General features: G+C 49.9%; 12 protein-coding genes and 1 other RNA gene. 9 read left to right on the top strand and 4 right to left on the bottom strand.

Features of this window, described 5'->3' with window-relative positions:
- Window positions 1-29: 29 nt before the first annotated feature.
- Entirely contained in the window at window positions 30-860 is an 831-nt protein-coding gene (locus NFR99_RS01335) for a purine-nucleoside phosphorylase (protein ID WP_251352334.1), read from the top strand.
- Here the strand turns inward: NFR99_RS01335 and NFR99_RS01330 are convergent.
- Together NFR99_RS01330 and NFR99_RS01325 are read right to left on the bottom strand one after the other, a co-directional pair.
- Window positions 826-2,151 carry a sensor histidine kinase gene (locus NFR99_RS01330; RefSeq protein WP_120480840.1) on the bottom strand — a complete coding sequence of 442 codons (1,326 nt, stop codon included), beginning with the start codon at window positions 2,149-2,151 and terminating at the stop codon, window positions 826-828. The genes NFR99_RS01335 and NFR99_RS01330 overlap by 35 nt on opposite strands.
- Window positions 2,152-2,175: 24 nt before the next feature.
- Window positions 2,176-2,871, bottom strand: a complete 696-nt coding sequence (locus NFR99_RS01325; RefSeq protein ID WP_135975279.1) for a response regulator transcription factor — start codon at window positions 2,869-2,871, stop codon at window positions 2,176-2,178.
- 239 nt (window positions 2,872-3,110) lie between these two features.
- Here NFR99_RS01325 and NFR99_RS01320 point away from each other — a divergent pair, with 239 nt between their 5' ends.
- From NFR99_RS01320 to NFR99_RS01300, 5 genes are read left to right on the top strand one after another with little or no spacing between them, the layout of a single operon-like run.
- Window positions 3,111-5,561, top strand: a complete 2,451-nt coding sequence (locus tag NFR99_RS01320) for an extracellular solute-binding protein (RefSeq protein ID WP_168354740.1) — start codon at window positions 3,111-3,113, stop codon at window positions 5,559-5,561.
- A gap of 12 nt (window positions 5,562-5,573) precedes the next feature.
- Entirely contained in the window at window positions 5,574-6,443 is an 870-nt protein-coding gene (locus NFR99_RS01315) for a carbohydrate ABC transporter permease (RefSeq protein WP_251352332.1), read from the top strand.
- A gap of 20 nt (window positions 6,444-6,463) precedes the next feature.
- Window positions 6,464-7,321, top strand: a complete 858-nt coding sequence (locus tag NFR99_RS01310; RefSeq protein WP_251352330.1) for a carbohydrate ABC transporter permease — start codon at window positions 6,464-6,466, stop codon at window positions 7,319-7,321.
- Window positions 7,322-7,330: 9 nt separating this feature from the next.
- Window positions 7,331-8,983, top strand: coding sequence for a biotin/lipoyl-binding protein (locus NFR99_RS01305; RefSeq protein WP_251352328.1), 1,653 nt, complete (start codon window positions 7,331-7,333; stop codon window positions 8,981-8,983).
- Complete coding sequence (locus tag NFR99_RS01300) at window positions 8,980-10,095, top strand: ABC transporter permease (RefSeq protein ID WP_251352326.1); 1,116 nt, start codon at window positions 8,980-8,982, stop codon at window positions 10,093-10,095. The genes NFR99_RS01305 and NFR99_RS01300 overlap by 4 nt, the downstream gene beginning before the upstream one ends.
- On the opposite strand, the gene NFR99_RS01295 is transcribed toward NFR99_RS01300, so the two are convergent.
- On the bottom strand, window positions 10,025-10,873 hold the full coding sequence (locus NFR99_RS01295) for a DegV family protein (protein ID WP_120480833.1): 849 nt from the start codon (window positions 10,871-10,873) through the stop codon (window positions 10,025-10,027). The genes NFR99_RS01300 and NFR99_RS01295 overlap by 71 nt on opposite strands.
- Window positions 10,874-11,118: 245 nt before the next feature.
- Between NFR99_RS01295 and NFR99_RS01290 the strand changes: the two genes are divergently transcribed.
- The 3 genes from NFR99_RS01290 (at window position 11,119) to trxA (ending at window position 13,195) form a co-directional block, all read left to right on the top strand.
- Entirely contained in the window at window positions 11,119-12,147 is a 1,029-nt protein-coding gene (locus NFR99_RS01290; protein WP_120480832.1) for a LacI family DNA-binding transcriptional regulator, read from the top strand.
- A 385-nt stretch (window positions 12,148-12,532) separates the two neighbouring features.
- Window positions 12,533-12,794: signal recognition particle sRNA large type (gene ffs / locus NFR99_RS01285), an RNA gene on the top strand.
- 95 nt (window positions 12,795-12,889) lie between these two features.
- Entirely contained in the window at window positions 12,890-13,195 is a 306-nt protein-coding gene (gene trxA, locus NFR99_RS01280) for a thioredoxin (protein ID WP_251352324.1), read from the top strand.
- A 95-nt stretch (window positions 13,196-13,290) separates the two neighbouring features.
- On the opposite strand, the gene NFR99_RS01275 is transcribed toward trxA, so the two are convergent.
- Complete coding sequence (locus NFR99_RS01275) at window positions 13,291-14,157, bottom strand: homocysteine S-methyltransferase family protein (protein ID WP_120480830.1); 867 nt, start codon at window positions 14,155-14,157, stop codon at window positions 13,291-13,293.
- Window positions 14,158-14,355 lie beyond the last annotated feature (198 nt).

Genomic DNA, 14,355 nt, shown 5'->3' with positions numbered 1-14,355 from the left:
GATTAAAGATAAATCGGGAGGATAGTAAAATGAATGAAGTGTATGAAAAGCTAGTGAAATGTTATGAAAGCGTTCGTGAAAAGATTGATTTTAAGCCCCGGGCAGCGCTGATACTGGGTTCGGGGCTCGGAGACTACGGGGAGAGTATACAAGTCGAGAGCACTTTGGACTATCACGATATTGAGGGCTTTCCGGTATCTACTGTGCCGGGGCACAAAGGAAGGTTCCTATTTGGGTATGTGGGTGATGTGCCGGTTGTTATTATGCAGGGAAGGGTTCATTACTATGAGGGATATCCCATAACGGATGTTGTACTTCCCATCCGTCTGATGAAGATGATGGGGGCAGAACTTTTGTTTCTTACAAATGCAGCGGGCGGTTTGAATCCCGATTTTTCCGTCGGGGATTTTATGATGATTACCGACCAGATTGCAAACTTTGTGCCGTCGCCCCTGATTGGGCCGAATATTGATGAACTGGGACCGAGGTTCTGTGATATGAGTGAAATTTACGACAAAGACTTACAGGGGATAATTCGGGAAACGGCAAAGGAACTGGGAATTTCTATAAAAGAGGGCGTGTATGTGCAGCTTACCGGACCGAATTTTGAGACGCCCCATGAAGTGAAAATGTGCCGTATCCTGGGAGGCGATGCAGTAGGTATGAGTACTGCATGTGAAGCAATTGCAGCGAACCATATGGGCATGAAAATTTGCGGGATATCCTGTATTTCAAATATGGGATGCGGAATGCAGGAGCAGCCGCTGTCCCACGCAGAAGTGCAGGAAACAGCGGACAGAGTGGCGCCGCTGTTTAAAAAGCTGATTACCGGATGCATTGTGAATATGTTCCGGGAGTAAGGTTTGCCGGCAAACTCACTACGAAAGTAGCGCCGCCGCCGGGGGTATCGTCCAGGTACAGCCGTCCCCTGTGGAGCCGTACGATTTCCTGGGCGATGCAAAGTCCAAGTCCGAAGTGCTCTTTGTCTTTGCGGGATTTTTCCGCCCGGTAAAAGCGTTCAAAAATCTGAGCCCTGGCTTCCTGCGGGATGCCGGGGCCATTGTCTTGCACGCGCAGCATCCAGCGGTTTCCTTCTTTCGAGAGGGAGAGAAGAATATGCCCGCCCTGGGGCGTGTAGCTCATGGCATTATCCAGAAGAATAGAAAGAACCTGGGCAATCCGTTCTCCGTCACATACGTAAGGGGGGAGTGCAGTATCGGGAAGCTCTATCCGGAGCTGCATTCCTTTTTGGGCAGCTACTGTTTCAAATTTTTCGTAGGACTGGAGCAGGAGCGTATCCAGCTCTACAGGGGCAGGCTGGATGCTCCAGGAGCCGTTGTCAGCGCCTGCAAGGGTAAGCATATCTCCGATGAGACGGGACATGCGCTCGCCTTCCGACTGGATAACATGGGAAAAGGCTTCGGCCTCTTCTTTTTTTGCGATTTTCATGGCAGAGAGGCTGCTCAGGATCACGGTCAGGGGTGAGCGCAGCTCGTGGGAGGCAGAAGCAATGAACTGCATCTGCCGCTTCCGGCTTTCTCGCAGAGGACGGATGATACGTCCCGTGAAGAACCAGGAAAAAACGGAGAGCAGGAGGATGGCGGCCAGATCAATCGAAAAAAACAACATACGCTGACGGAAAAACGCCGCATGTTCGGCATCCAGACAGTGCAAAAACACGGCGGACAGTACACCGCCGCTCCGGGGAAGAAGGGCGGCGGAAATATAATAGTCTTTTCCGTTAGAACCTTTCATAGAGAATTCCGTATGCTGTGTCAGGATAGTCTGGCTGCTATCGGCGTTAAGGTTCAGTCCGTGGGATTCCCGCGCTGTTTGGATAGCCTGCTCCAGTACGTTATCTAAAGCAGAAGCATGTTCCATCGTGTTAAAATGAAGGGGCTGGCCATTATCATAAAGAAAAATGTCAAGGTTACTGGAGGCTTTCATCTGAAGAAGCCATTGGTGGGAAATCGTGGTCTGGCTTTCCAGGTGGCTGAGCATGGAACTGATATTGTTCTGAAAAACGATGTAGCTGTTCTGCTCTGCGCCCTGTTCTGAAATAGAAAGGCAGATACAGGAAAAACCTGTTAAAATCAGGCTGGTAATCAGTGCACAGAAGATTGTCATCTGTAAATGAAGTTTCCGAAACATAAAGTCCTCCTGGCTGTGGCAGTATTATAGAAGCTGCGACGGTAAGCCCGGATCTTCCAGACAGTAGCCCACGCTGCGTATCGTCCGCAGGGAAAGGCGGCTGCCCAGGCTTCTCAGCCTCCGGCGCAGAAAATGGATGTAATTATCCAGGTTGCCGTCCTCTACAGCAGCGTCAGGCCCCCATACGCGGGTAAGTATGGTATTCCGGGGGAGGATTTGCGCGCCATTTCGGAGAAAAAGTTCAAGGAGTTCTCCTTCGCGTCTGGACAGGGAGCATTCTGTATGTTGGCAGGTCATTTTCCGGAGGGCAGGGTCGTAGGCCACATCCCCGAAGCGCAGACCCTGGCTGTTTTCCCATTGCCTTGGCCGTCGGAGAATGCAGCGGATTCTTGCCATGAGCTCCGGAAAGGCAAAAGGCTTTACGATATAATCATCCGCGCCGCAGTCCAGCCCGGCGATGCGGTCGTTAAGCTCGCCCAGCGCCGTAATCAGGATAATGGGGGTAGGGATACTCAGCCGCCGTACTGTATGAAGCACAGTCAGCCCGTCCATCCGGGGGAGCATCCGATCCAGGAGAATCAGGTCGTGGGCTTTCTGCTTTATGAAATGAAGCCCATCCTCACCGTCGCAGCACACGTCTGTCTCAAAACCCTCTGCTTTCAACTGAAAAGCAAGAGAATGGCAAAGCTCTTCATTATCTTCTATTATCAAAATCCTCAAGTGAATCAGTCCTTTCTTCTTTAAAGTATACTATATCACAAGAATCTCTAAAGAATCTCTAAAGAATCTCTAAAAATCCGTACCTCCCGCAGTGGAAACGTGAATCTTTTGTGTCTTTCTTATTTTAGAGAAAAAATAGAGAAACGTATGGTATTGTAGACGCAGAAGACAAAAGCGCAGCCGCGAAAAATGCAGAACGGCGGCGCAGGAGTTTTAATTTTAAAGCGAGGAGGATGCATATGAAAAAAATCAGAAGAAAAGCGCTGCCCTTTTCATTGGCGGCAGTGCTGGCAGTAACGGCTCTCGGAGGCTGCTCCGGGAAAGGCAGCAGTCCGGGGGAAAGCAGCGGTACATCCGGAGGGCAGGCTATGGGCAGGTATCTGGAGGAGGAAGTGCCTTTGCCGGAAGGAATGGAGGCGGCGCTGGATATCACACAGCTCCAGGACGGAAAGATGCGTGTTCTGGGGTGCAATATGGAGATGGCCTACAAGGTCTGGGATTCGTCGGACGGCGGAGCTACCTGGGAGGAGAAAGGGGAATTTACAGGCAATGGAGACGGAGAAGATATTTACCTGATGGACGCCTCCCTGTCACCTTCGGGTGAAGCTTTTATAGTTGGATATAAAGGAGAGAAGCAGAGCTGCTTTTATATGACAGACCAGGTTCAGTTTCAGGAGGTAAACCTGGAACTGGGGGAACTGGACAGAGACTTCCAGACAGCGGGCAGCGTTGTGGCAGAGAATACCGGCGCAGTAGATGTAGAGCTGGAGACAGAATCCGGGAGTGAAGGAGCAGATGCGGGCTCGAAGGCAGGAGCCGAGAGTGAAGGCGCAGATACAGAGCCGGAAGAAGGAGAAGAAGCATCTTTCGGGGAATCTGATATGGATATGGCAAATGGATTTTCAGGTATAGCGTATGCGCCGGACGGGACGCTGTTCGGAAATGATTATAACAGCAAGCTATATAAGATTCATCCGTCAACGGGGGAGCTTGAAGAGTTTTTATCGGACGTAAGCGGTTTTGGGATTGCCGGGGATATGGTGGTTGCCAGCGTAGGGGGGAATACGGCGCTTTACGATATGGCGACAGGTGAACCCGCGCCCCAGGACCAGGCGCTGCTTGATGCGGTAAAGCAGGCCGGGGGTGTAGAAATCTACACGACATCAGGAAAACAGATACTGTTTACAGACGGGATTGAGGATAACTGTTTTTATTATTGTACCAGAGAGGGAATCTTCCGCCATATTTCAGGCGGTTCTGTGAATGAGCAGATTGTAGACGGAAACCTGAATTCCCTGGGCAGTCCGGATATCGGACTGGCAGCGATGGCGGCATTGGAGGACGGAAAGTTTTTGGTATTGGCGAACCAGACCGGGGGAATCGGGAGCAGTAAGCTTCTGAAATATAGCTGGTCGGAGGATACTCCCAGCAAGCCCAGTAAGGAGCTGAAGCTGTATTCCCTGCGCGACAATACGGATATACGCCAGGCAATCTCACTTTTCCAAAAGGAAAATGCGGATTATTATATAAATTTCCAGACAGGAATCAGCGGAGAGGACGGGACTACGGTGTCTGACGCGCTTAAGACGCTGAATGCCGATATTATGGCAGGCAAAGGCCCGGATATTCTGGTACTGGACGGACTGCCGATCGCATCCTATATGGAAAAGGGGCTGCTTGCTGATTTGTCAGATGTGCTGGACGAACTGAAAGCGGGTGACGGCTGCTTTGAAAATATTGCGGAAACTTACCGGAGCGAAAGCGGCCTTTATGGAATTCCTTCGCGTTTCAGCATACCGGCCATAGCAGGAAATGAGGAACTCGTAAAGACTGCTGCCGATATCGGTGCGTTTGCAGATAAAGTGGAGGAGCTGAGAAAAGAAGATAAGGATGTGGAAGCGATTGTGAATACGGCGTCTCCAGAGCTGACTGCGGAGAAATTCTACCAGTCCTATTCGCCAGCCCTGCTGAACGGGGACGGCACTCTGAATCAGGAAAATGTAAAAGAGTTCTATACGCAGCTAAAGAGAATCAGCGGCACCGGGAAATATCCGAAAGAAGTAGAAGAGAGCATGGTTTATACGATAAATACTACGGGAACCAGTATATGGGGCGGGGTAGATATGGACAGTATGAATGTTTTGGGGGGAAGCCTCAAAGCGGCTTCAGGAGTCTTGAGCTCTGTTTCAGGATTTAACCAGATGCTGGCGGTCAATAACAAGTTAAACCAGGGATATGCCCTGTGGAACTTGGCGGGACAGAAGGTCTACTGTCCGCAGACAATTTTTGGCGTCAGCAGCAAAAGCGCTATGGCAGAGGATGCAAAGAAGTTTGTCAGCTATGTGTTCCGTACAGAGGCTCAGAAACTGGACCAGGGCGGAGGATTCCCAATAAACAGGAAAGCCTTTGACGCGGCAACCATAGATATGAAAGATATGCCGGAGATGTCTATCTGCCACAGCAATCAGGAGACAGGGGAGATGGTTGAGCTGACGGTTTCGTGGCCAAAGAAAGCAGATTTCGATTCTCTGCGTGAAAAGATAGAATCTCTGGACACGCCGACACTTATGGATGACGTCATCAAGGAGGCTGTCATAGAGCAGGCGGTAAAATATATGAAAGACGAGTGCAGTGTGGAGGACGCTGTCGCGGCGCTTGTACAGAAGGTCAATCTGTATCTGGCAGAATAGGACGATGATGCGATGAAGCTTGGGAAAAGAACATACAAAAGGGGAGACTTGGCGGGGCTGCTGTTTGTCCTGCCCAGCCTCCTGGGCACAGGGATTTTCCTGCTGGTTCCGCTGCTGGACGTGGTGCGCCGTTCCTTTTCGGAGGCTGTCAGCGGGAAGTGGACGGGATTTGCCAACTATCAGGCGATTTTTTCAAACCCCGCATTTCTGTTGGCAGGGAAAAATACAATACGGTTTACGCTTGTGTGCATCCCGATTCTTTTGGTATTCTCTCTGTTCCTGGCGGTATTCCTGCACAGGATGGGGAAAACGGGAAGTATGTTAAAGAGCGCGTTTCTGGTGCCTATGGCGATTCCGGCAGCCTCGGTGGTGCTGTTGTGGAGGTTTCTGTTCCAGCCGCAGGGGCTCTTGAACGGGCTGCTGCATCAGCTTGGGATACAGGGGCAGGACTGGATGAATTCAGGCTATGCTTTCTGGATTCTGGTATTTAGCTATATCTGGAAGAACCTGGGGTATGATATCGTGCTCTGGATTGCGGGGCTTTCAGGGATCTCGGAAAACATATATGAGGCGGCGCGGGTAGACGGCGCGGGGGAGTGGAAATGCTTTATCAGCATTACCCTGCCGAACCTGCTTCCCTCCCTGTTTACCATCAGTGTACTTTCCCTGTTGAATTCCTTTAAAGTATTCAGGGAAGCGTACCTGGTGGCAGGGAATTATCCTCACGAAAGCATATATCTGATGCAGCACTTATTCAACAACTGGTTTTTGGATTTAGATTTGGACAAAATGGCGGCTGCAGCAGTGATAAACGGACTTGCTATTTTCATGCTGATTCTGCTTCTTAAACGAGTGTGGGAGTCCGGGGACGGGGCAGGTTGAGAAGGGATTGAGGGGTATCTATGAAAAAACGATTTTCTATAAGAAAGCTTTTGGTCATCGGATTTCTGGCGCTTCCTGCTTTTGCCGCGTGTTATCCAATCCTGTTCCTGCTGGCAGGCTCTCTGATGGGAAGAGATGAGCTGAAAGCGAACCTGTCCCCGGTGCTGTCGGGGGGAACAGGCTTTATCCGGTGGTCTTTGCTTCCGGCATATCCTACGCTCAGGGAGTGGGTGCGGCTGCTGCTTGATACGCCGGAAGCGTTTGTGATGTTCTGGAATTCGGTAAAAATGACGCTGGCGATTCTCGCAGGGCAGCTTCTTGTAGGGGTTCCGGCGGCCTGGGGATTTGCAAAATACCGTTTTCCGGGGAAAAAGATTTTCTTTACGGTTTATATTATTTTGATGATGATGCCGTTCCAGGTGCTGATGCTCTCGGAATATCTGGTGCTTGACGGAATGCGGCTTTTGGACCACCCGCTTTCCGTAATCCTTCCGACGGTATTTTCTACCTTTCCGGTCTTTATTATGTACCGCTTCTTCTGCGGTGTGCCGGATGCCATTATCGAATCGGCGAAGATTGACGGGGCGGGACATCTGAAGGTTTTTCTGCATGTGGGGCTGCCTATAGGTTCCGCGGGAGTGATATCTGCCCTAGTACTGGGATTTTTGGAGTACTGGAACCTGATTGAGCAGCCGCTGGCATTCTTGAAAGATAAATCCCTCTGGCCGATGTCTCTGTTTTTGCCAAACATTGATTTATCAAGGGCGGGGCTGGCATTTGCGGCTTCCGTATCCATGCTGATACCGGCATTTTTTGTGTTTTTAGGAGGGCAGGATTATCTGGAGCAGGGAATCATGGCAGGCGCGGTGAAGGAATAGGAGGTCTATATGAAGAAAAAAATAATCCAGATGCTGGGGGGATTTCTGGCTTTAATGATATTGTTTACCCTTCTGTCCAGGGCGGCAGACAGCGCGGGGATTCCAAGGGTAACCACGACTACGATACAGAGCCTTTCCATTGTACATAAGGTCACGGCGCAGGGCAAGGTAGAGGAAAACCGGGAACAGGCAGTGACTACCGAGGCAAACCAGCGGGTGAAGGCAATCTATGTAAATGAAGGGCAGCAGGTGGAAGAAGGGGAGCTTCTGTTTGAAATAGATATGGAAGAGCTCAGGGAACAGATTCTGAACATGGAGCAGGAGATTGAGAAGCAGAAGCTCCAGACACAGGACAGCTTAAGTTCGAAAGCGGTAGAGGCAGAGCGGAAGGCGCTGGAGCAGCAGAGGGCGTCGTCTGACTACGCGGACGCCCAGAGCCAGGGAGACCGGGCGGTAGAAAGGGCCAGACAGGAGCTGGAGGAAGCAAAAAAGGCTTTGGAGGAATATAAGAAACCTTCTTCTGAAAAGCAGGCGGCAGAATTAAAAAGAAAAGTAAAAGAAAAGAAGGAAGCTTGGGACGCGGCAAAAAAGGAACTGCAGGCGTTAGAAAAAGAGCTGGAAGATGCAATTGCAGAGGAGAAGGTAAAAGCGGCGGGGAGTACAGAGACGGGAGAAACGGAAACGAAGGAGACTGCCGTCCCGACAGCCGGGCAGATAGAAAATGAACTGAAAAGCAGGTATCAGGATGTCTTGGACACGGCGAAAGAAAAAACAGACGCGGCAGAAAAAGAAATGCAGGATGCAGAGGAAGCGCTGAAAGAGTATCAGAATGGGGCTGCACAGCGCAAAGAACAGAGGGAGTCGGAGAAGGGGCAGCTGGAGCAGGCTGTCAGAGATAAACAGGCAGCGTATGAGGATGCGCAGGCTTCCCGTGAAAGCAGTCTGCGCAGTGCGGGAAATGCGGTGGCAGGCGCTTCTGTGGCGGATGCCCAGGACAGCACCGCAAGGCTGGGAGAGATTGAGATGGAGCAGAAAGAGCTGGCGCTTTCAAAGCTTCAGAAGCTTGAAAAAGCACAGGGAAAAATCATGGCACCCATCCGTGGCGTAATTACGAAAATAGCATTGACCACGGGCGACCGGACGCCGGACGGCACAGCAATTCTTCTGGCGGATTTGTCGTCGGGATGTAAGTTTGTAGCGCAGGTTCCCAAGGAACAGGAAAAGTACATCGCCAGGAAGGACGCAGCCACGCTCATCGGGGGAGACGATAAAAAAATCGAAGGGTTAGAAATCGCCTCCGTTCAGATGAATGAGGAGAATCAGGAGCAGCTGGACGTGACGGTGAATCTTCCGGCGGATACCCTGAGCATGGGGCAGGCGGCGACCCTGGAGGTAAGCCGGAAAGCAGGCAGCTCCAGAAGCTGCGTCCCGCTGGAAACGCTGCACTACGACAGCCAGCAGGCGTATGTATTGGTGGCGGAGGAAAGCCAGACAGTGCTGGGGACAGAAATGACAGCCCGCCGGGTGGATGTCACGGTACTGGATAAGAATGAAAAATATGCAGCGATTCAAGAAGGGGATCTGACACCTGAGCAGAAACTTGTGCAAAGTTCGGACAGAAGTGTAGAGCCGGGCGGCAGAATCCGCCTGGAAGAAGAATGAAGCGGCAAAGGGCAGAGGGTATGATTGCCTTGCCTGCCTTGCAAAAGGAGAATGGCCTGAAATATATTTTTCTGACAGGTATTCTGTGCGCGCTGTGCCTGTTTTGTTTCTGGAGAGGAATCCATACGCTGGGGAGCCTGGGGAAAGCGGCAGAAAAAGTTTCTTTTGTCTGCCGAGAACAGGTTCCGGCAAGGGATGCCCGGGAGCTGCTAAAGAAGATGCAGGAAGAAGAGGAGCCGCTTTGTCCGGTATTCTGGACAGAGGAGGGCAGGGCGGACGTGGAGGCAAAGCTTTCGGGACGGGGGACGGCAGTGCGCCTGGTGCGGGCGGCAGGGAATGTGGAGCTGCTGTTTTGGGGAGGAAACGCCTTGTCGCAGGAGGATAGGAAAGGATGTTTGATTTCCCGTGATATTGTCACAGAACTACTTGGAGAAGGAGATTGTGCCGGACAGATTTTGGTATTGGGGAATGCGGAGTATGAAGTCCGGGGGGTACTGGAAGAAGCAAAAGGCGTAATGGTGGTACAGGAAGCATCGGAAACGGCGGCTTTTGATACTCTTACAATGGCGGCAGGGGAAAAGCGTCTGGAAGAACAGAAAGAAATTCTTGAAAGCCGTTATGGAATCGGTGGGGATTTGGAAGAATGGGGGCTGCTGTACGGCATTGCCAGGTTCGTTTTTCTTCTGTTCCCAGTGTCAGCCGCGGCAGCTTTGCTAGCTTATGTGCGGAGAAATGTGAGGGAAGCGCGCGGAGCCGGAGAAAAGATTTTCTGGAAGCTATGTTTCTGGGGAGGGGTTCTGGGAACGATATGGGGAGTGGCTTCCCAGGTGCAGATTCCTGCGGATATGCTTCCATCCACCTGGTCAGACTTTGCGTTCTGGTCTGGGCTGTGGGAGGAAAAGAGACAGGCGGTTTCTTTTCTGCTTGAGATGGAAAAACGCGTGCCTGAGGCGGCGTATATGAAAGCCTTTTATGAAAGCCTCTGCTTTGGAGGCGCAGCGCTGGTGCTGGAATGCTGCGCCTTCCTGACTGCTATAGCTGCTATTTGGCGAAGAAAGCAGCAGCAATCGCCCCCGGTCCGACATGGGTGCCAATCGCGCTTCCGATGGTAGTCACAGGAGGCTGCGCTGTCTGGCCGTGGTAAAGCTGAATATTGTCTGCGAGATATTTCTGCAGCGTAGAGTCTGACAAACCGCTGTAAGCCAGGCGGTAAGGCATAGTAAAGTCAATAGCGCCGGACTGTTTTACGTACTCTGTCAGCAGGTTGTTTCCATTTTTCGAGCCCCTGGCCTTCCCCAGAATGGCAACCTCTCCATGTTCAACGGCAATTACCGGTTTAATGGAAAGCAGAGTGCCGGCCAGGGCGGCGGCAGAAGAAATACGTCCTCCCTTTTTCAGATATTCCAGAGTATTCAGCAGGGCAATCAACCGTAGACTGCCCTTTTTCTCTTCCAAATCCGCCGCAATTTCCGGGGCAGACTTCCCAAGGCTGCGCAGCTTTTGGGCGTATTCTACAAGAACCTGCTCTCCGAGAGATACATTCTGGCTGTCTACAACGGTGATGCAATCCTCATAATCTGCCGCCGCCACGCAGGCGCTCTGGTAACAGCCGGAAAGCTTAGAAGAAATCGTAATGCATACGGCAGTATCCCCGGCTTCTTTTATTTCTTTGAATTTTTCTCCATATTCATAAGGCGTTAGCTGGCTGGTCGTCGGCATGATTCCCGTTTCAATCAGTTTTTCAAAAAATTCCTGGTGATTTAGCGTAACGCCGTCCAGGAATTCCTCATCGCCAAACATGGTCTTTAATGGAAGGACGTCGATATTCATTTCTTTTGCTTTTTCCTGTGTGATATCACATGCAGAATCTACGATAATTTTAACACTCATCCTTATTTCCCCCTATATGTATTTAATTTTTGCGGGCAGCAGGCGATGCGCCTGCATCCGGCGTCTGTCCGCGGGACATTTTAGAACGTTTCTGCCGATGAAATCATTGTAACAGTTCCGGCAGGCGCAGGCAAGAAGAAATAGAGCAGGCACAATTTCGTCCGCCTGAAAATTATCCTTGCCAATTATATTTATAACCAGTATAATAAATTAGTGTTTAGTAAAAGCAAGGCGGGGGAACAAGAATGGCTACTATTAGAGATTTAGCGAAGCGAACCGGATTTTCGGTAGCGACGATTTCGCGGGTTTTGAATAATGACCCGGCGATGAAAGTAACAGATAGTACGCGGGCGAAGATACTGGAAGCGGCAGATGAGCTGAATTATGTGCGGACAAAACCTAAATATGCAGCGAAACAGCATTTGCGGCATATTGCGATTGCAGAGATGATGTCCCAGCGGGAAAAGCTGGCGGATCCTTATTATCTGTATCTGAAAAATTATGTGGTGCGTGCATGTATGGAGCAAGGGTATAGGGTTTCCTATCTGGCAGAAAGCGAAGGGAACTATCAGGCGCTGGAAAATGAATTGCTGGATGGGATATTGGCGATAGGGATTTTTTCAGAGAACCAGATTACACAGATGGCCGGTATTACTAAGTCGATTGTATTTGTAGACTCTTCACCTGAGGAGGAGCAGTTTGATTCGGTGGTGCTGAATTTCAGGCTGGGCGTGGAGCAGGCGCTGGAGTACCTGATGCGGCATGGGCATCACAGAATAGGATTTTTGGGGCCTACATATAAACTGGATCAGAAAAAACGTCCTGCACTGGAAGTGCGGAGGCAGTATTTTAAAGAATATATGACAAAAACAGGACGTTATGACGAGCGCTGGATGATTGATACTATGCTGACGATTGAGGAAACGCGCGGGCAGGTAGAAAAGTGGATGAAATCAGGCGAAGAGCGGCCTACGGCATTCATAGCATATAACGAAGGGACGGCTATCACGGCAATGAGCGTATTCCGTGAGGTTGGAATCAGGATTCCCGAGGACATTTCTATCATAAGCTTTAACGATACCCCGCTGTCTATACTGATTGACCCGCCTCTGACGAGTGTCAATGCCCATCTGGAGAGTATGGGGAAAGAGGCGGTGAGGCTTTTGGAGGAGCGTATGGAAGCTCCCGGAAAGCTGCCTTATAAGGTGGTTTTGCCGCTGACGCTGACAGAGAGAAGAAGCGTTGCGGCCTGCGGATTAAATTTTAGTAAATAAAGCAGTTCCTGTTCGTTTTCTTTGATACGAAAAGTAAATATTTATGCAAAAAAGTATAGGTATTTATTTGAGAATGGGGAAGGTGTGAAAGAATTAAGAGCAGAAGATGGAAATGCCATAATCCTGCAAAAAAGTTTGTAACAGTTCAGCCTGCGGCTTCACTGTTACGGAATCCAGCCCATTTAAAGTTTGCTGTTCGCAAAGGGCTGGATTCTCCGGCTGAATTTACGCATTCTCACGGACTTGCAGCAAGTGCAAAGTCCTGGGCTGAACTGTTACAAAAGTTTTCTACATAATAAAAAAAGTGAGAATTGACAAATATTCCGATTCGGGTTATAGTAAGAAAGCACATGAAATCATGTGTCCTGGATATGTCATAACATTTCCGCGCAGCCGGGGAGTTAGCGGTGCCCTGTACCTGCAATCCGCTACAGCAGGGGTGATGCAGAACAGAGGGTCTTTCATTGCGGAGCTGCCCTTTATAAGTGGCGTTGACGTCTGGGTCTTGCGCAACAGAACTCTGTGAACCGTGTCAGGGCAGGAATGCAGCAGCACTAAGCAGAATCTTCTGTGTGCCGCGAGGCAGCCTGGGCCGAGTTAACTGTAGAGGTAACGTCTGTGATGGGGATTCGACGGAATGCGCGCGGATTAAATAAATTTAGATGAATAAGACAAAAGAATGCGTGGAACTTTGTAAATAGAAAAAGTTTCACGCATTTTTTATGAAAAGGAGAAAGTTCTTATGGCAATGGAATTGAGGAATGACAATTTTAAAAAAGAGGTGCTGGAGTCTAAGATTCCGGTTTTGGTGGATTTCTGGGCAGACTGGTGCGGGCCATGCAAAATGGTCGCGCCGATTATTGAGGAGATTGCAAAGGAACTGAAGGATGCGAAGGTTGGTAAGGTGAATATAGATGAGCAGTCGGAGCTGGCGGCGGAATACAGGATTATGTCCATCCCTACTTTAATGGTATTTAAAGATGGAGCAGTGGTAAAGAAAGCAGTGGGCGCTGTATCGAAAGCAGAGATTCTGAATCTTCTGAAATAAAATTTCGGGAATCAAAAGTGCTTAATATTTATATTTTGAAAAAGAAAGAGGAAAACAGCCATGTATTCATATAGCTGTTTTCCTCTTGTTTCTTATCAAGGAGTTTTCTTCAATATCTTTACGAGTTCCCGTATAAATTCCGGCGTGGTGCCGCAGCATCCTCCGACAATATCCGCCCCTAACTCTACCAGCCGTTTCATATGACGGGCAAACTCCGGAGCGTCCATGCTGTAATGAGCCTCGCCCTTTTCATCAATAGTGGGCATTCCGGCATTTGGCTTAGCAATGACGGGAACCGTCAGGCTGTCTTTTAAAGAAGAAATGATGGATTCGAACTGATCCGGCCCTGAGGAGCAGTTGATACCCACAGCGTCTGCGCCGATTTCCTGCAGGGTGACAGCCGTTTCGAAAATGTTTCCTCCAAAGAACAGGCTTCCGTCAGATTCAATTGTTAATGAACAGAGAATAGGTAAACCGCAGACTGCATGTGCTGCTTCCACAGCGGCCATAGTTTCATCTAACGTCATCATGGTTTCTGCCACCAGGAGGTCTGCGCCTGCATCTGCCAGGCAGGAAATCTGTTCCTGGTATACATTGTAAAGTTCTTCATAGGGAATGTCGGTCTTTCCGGTAGTAGTCAGGTCGCCTGCGACGTAACACCGTTCTTTTGCACAGGATTTTGAGAGACTTACCAGCCGGGAAATCATGGATATCATCTCGTCCTCCAGTCCGTGCTCCTTCAGGGAAATCCTGTTGGCGGCAAAGGTAGGGGCATAGATAATCTGTGAACCTGCGTCTACATATTCTTGCTGAAGTTTGGTCAGCGCCGCGGGATGTTCCAGTATCCATTGTTCTGTGCAGACACCTTTAGGCATCCCGGCTTTCATAAGATTAGAGCCGGTAGCGCCGTCCAAAATCAGAGGTCCCCGGCTTACGAGATTTTGAAATTCCTGTTTTGTCATGGTCGTTTCCTTTCTGTATGTGGTTTTTGAGTGATAACCAATCAGGACTCCGTGGGAGCCTCCTCAAATCTGTTGGTATTCATAAAGTAGCATGGCAGACGGGGAATGTCAATATAGAGCCGGTATAGCTGTCGGTGGCGAGAATCGCTTCGGCAGACTTTTGAGACAGGCAGTAGGCTTGGGCAATTTCTAAATAAA

Origin of the sequence: Hominisplanchenecus murintestinalis (genome assembly GCF_943193015.1) — a bacterium.
GTDB classification, from domain to species: Bacteria; Bacillota; Clostridia; order Lachnospirales; family Lachnospiraceae; genus Hominisplanchenecus_A; species Hominisplanchenecus_A murintestinalis.
This window is presented reverse-complemented; position numbering and strand designations above follow the sequence as displayed.

Excerpts from the sequence above, each read along its gene's own strand:
- NFR99_RS01295 (WP_120480833.1), bottom strand. The coding sequence starts at position 10,873 with ATGAGTGTTAAAATTATCGTAGATTCTGCATGTGATATCACACAGGAA.
- trxA (WP_251352324.1), top strand. The coding sequence starts at position 12,890 with ATGGCAATGGAATTGAGGAATGACAATTTTAAAAAAGAGGTGCTGGAG.
- NFR99_RS01300 (WP_251352326.1), top strand. The coding sequence starts at position 8,980 with ATGAAGCGGCAAAGGGCAGAGGGTATGATTGCCTTGCCTGCCTTGCAA.
- NFR99_RS01315 (WP_251352332.1), top strand. The coding sequence starts at position 5,574 with ATGAAGCTTGGGAAAAGAACATACAAAAGGGGAGACTTGGCGGGGCTG.
- NFR99_RS01305 (WP_251352328.1), top strand. The coding sequence starts at position 7,331 with ATGAAGAAAAAAATAATCCAGATGCTGGGGGGATTTCTGGCTTTAATG.
- NFR99_RS01320 (WP_168354740.1), top strand. The coding sequence starts at position 3,111 with ATGAAAAAAATCAGAAGAAAAGCGCTGCCCTTTTCATTGGCGGCAGTG.
- NFR99_RS01275 (WP_120480830.1), bottom strand. The coding sequence starts at position 14,157 with ATGACAAAACAGGAATTTCAAAATCTCGTAAGCCGGGGACCTCTGATT.
- NFR99_RS01335 (WP_251352334.1), top strand. The coding sequence starts at position 30 with ATGAATGAAGTGTATGAAAAGCTAGTGAAATGTTATGAAAGCGTTCGT.
- NFR99_RS01330 (WP_120480840.1), bottom strand. The coding sequence starts at position 2,151 with ATGTTTCGGAAACTTCATTTACAGATGACAATCTTCTGTGCACTGATT.
- NFR99_RS01310 (WP_251352330.1), top strand. The coding sequence starts at position 6,464 with ATGAAAAAACGATTTTCTATAAGAAAGCTTTTGGTCATCGGATTTCTG.
- NFR99_RS01290 (WP_120480832.1), top strand. The coding sequence starts at position 11,119 with ATGGCTACTATTAGAGATTTAGCGAAGCGAACCGGATTTTCGGTAGCG.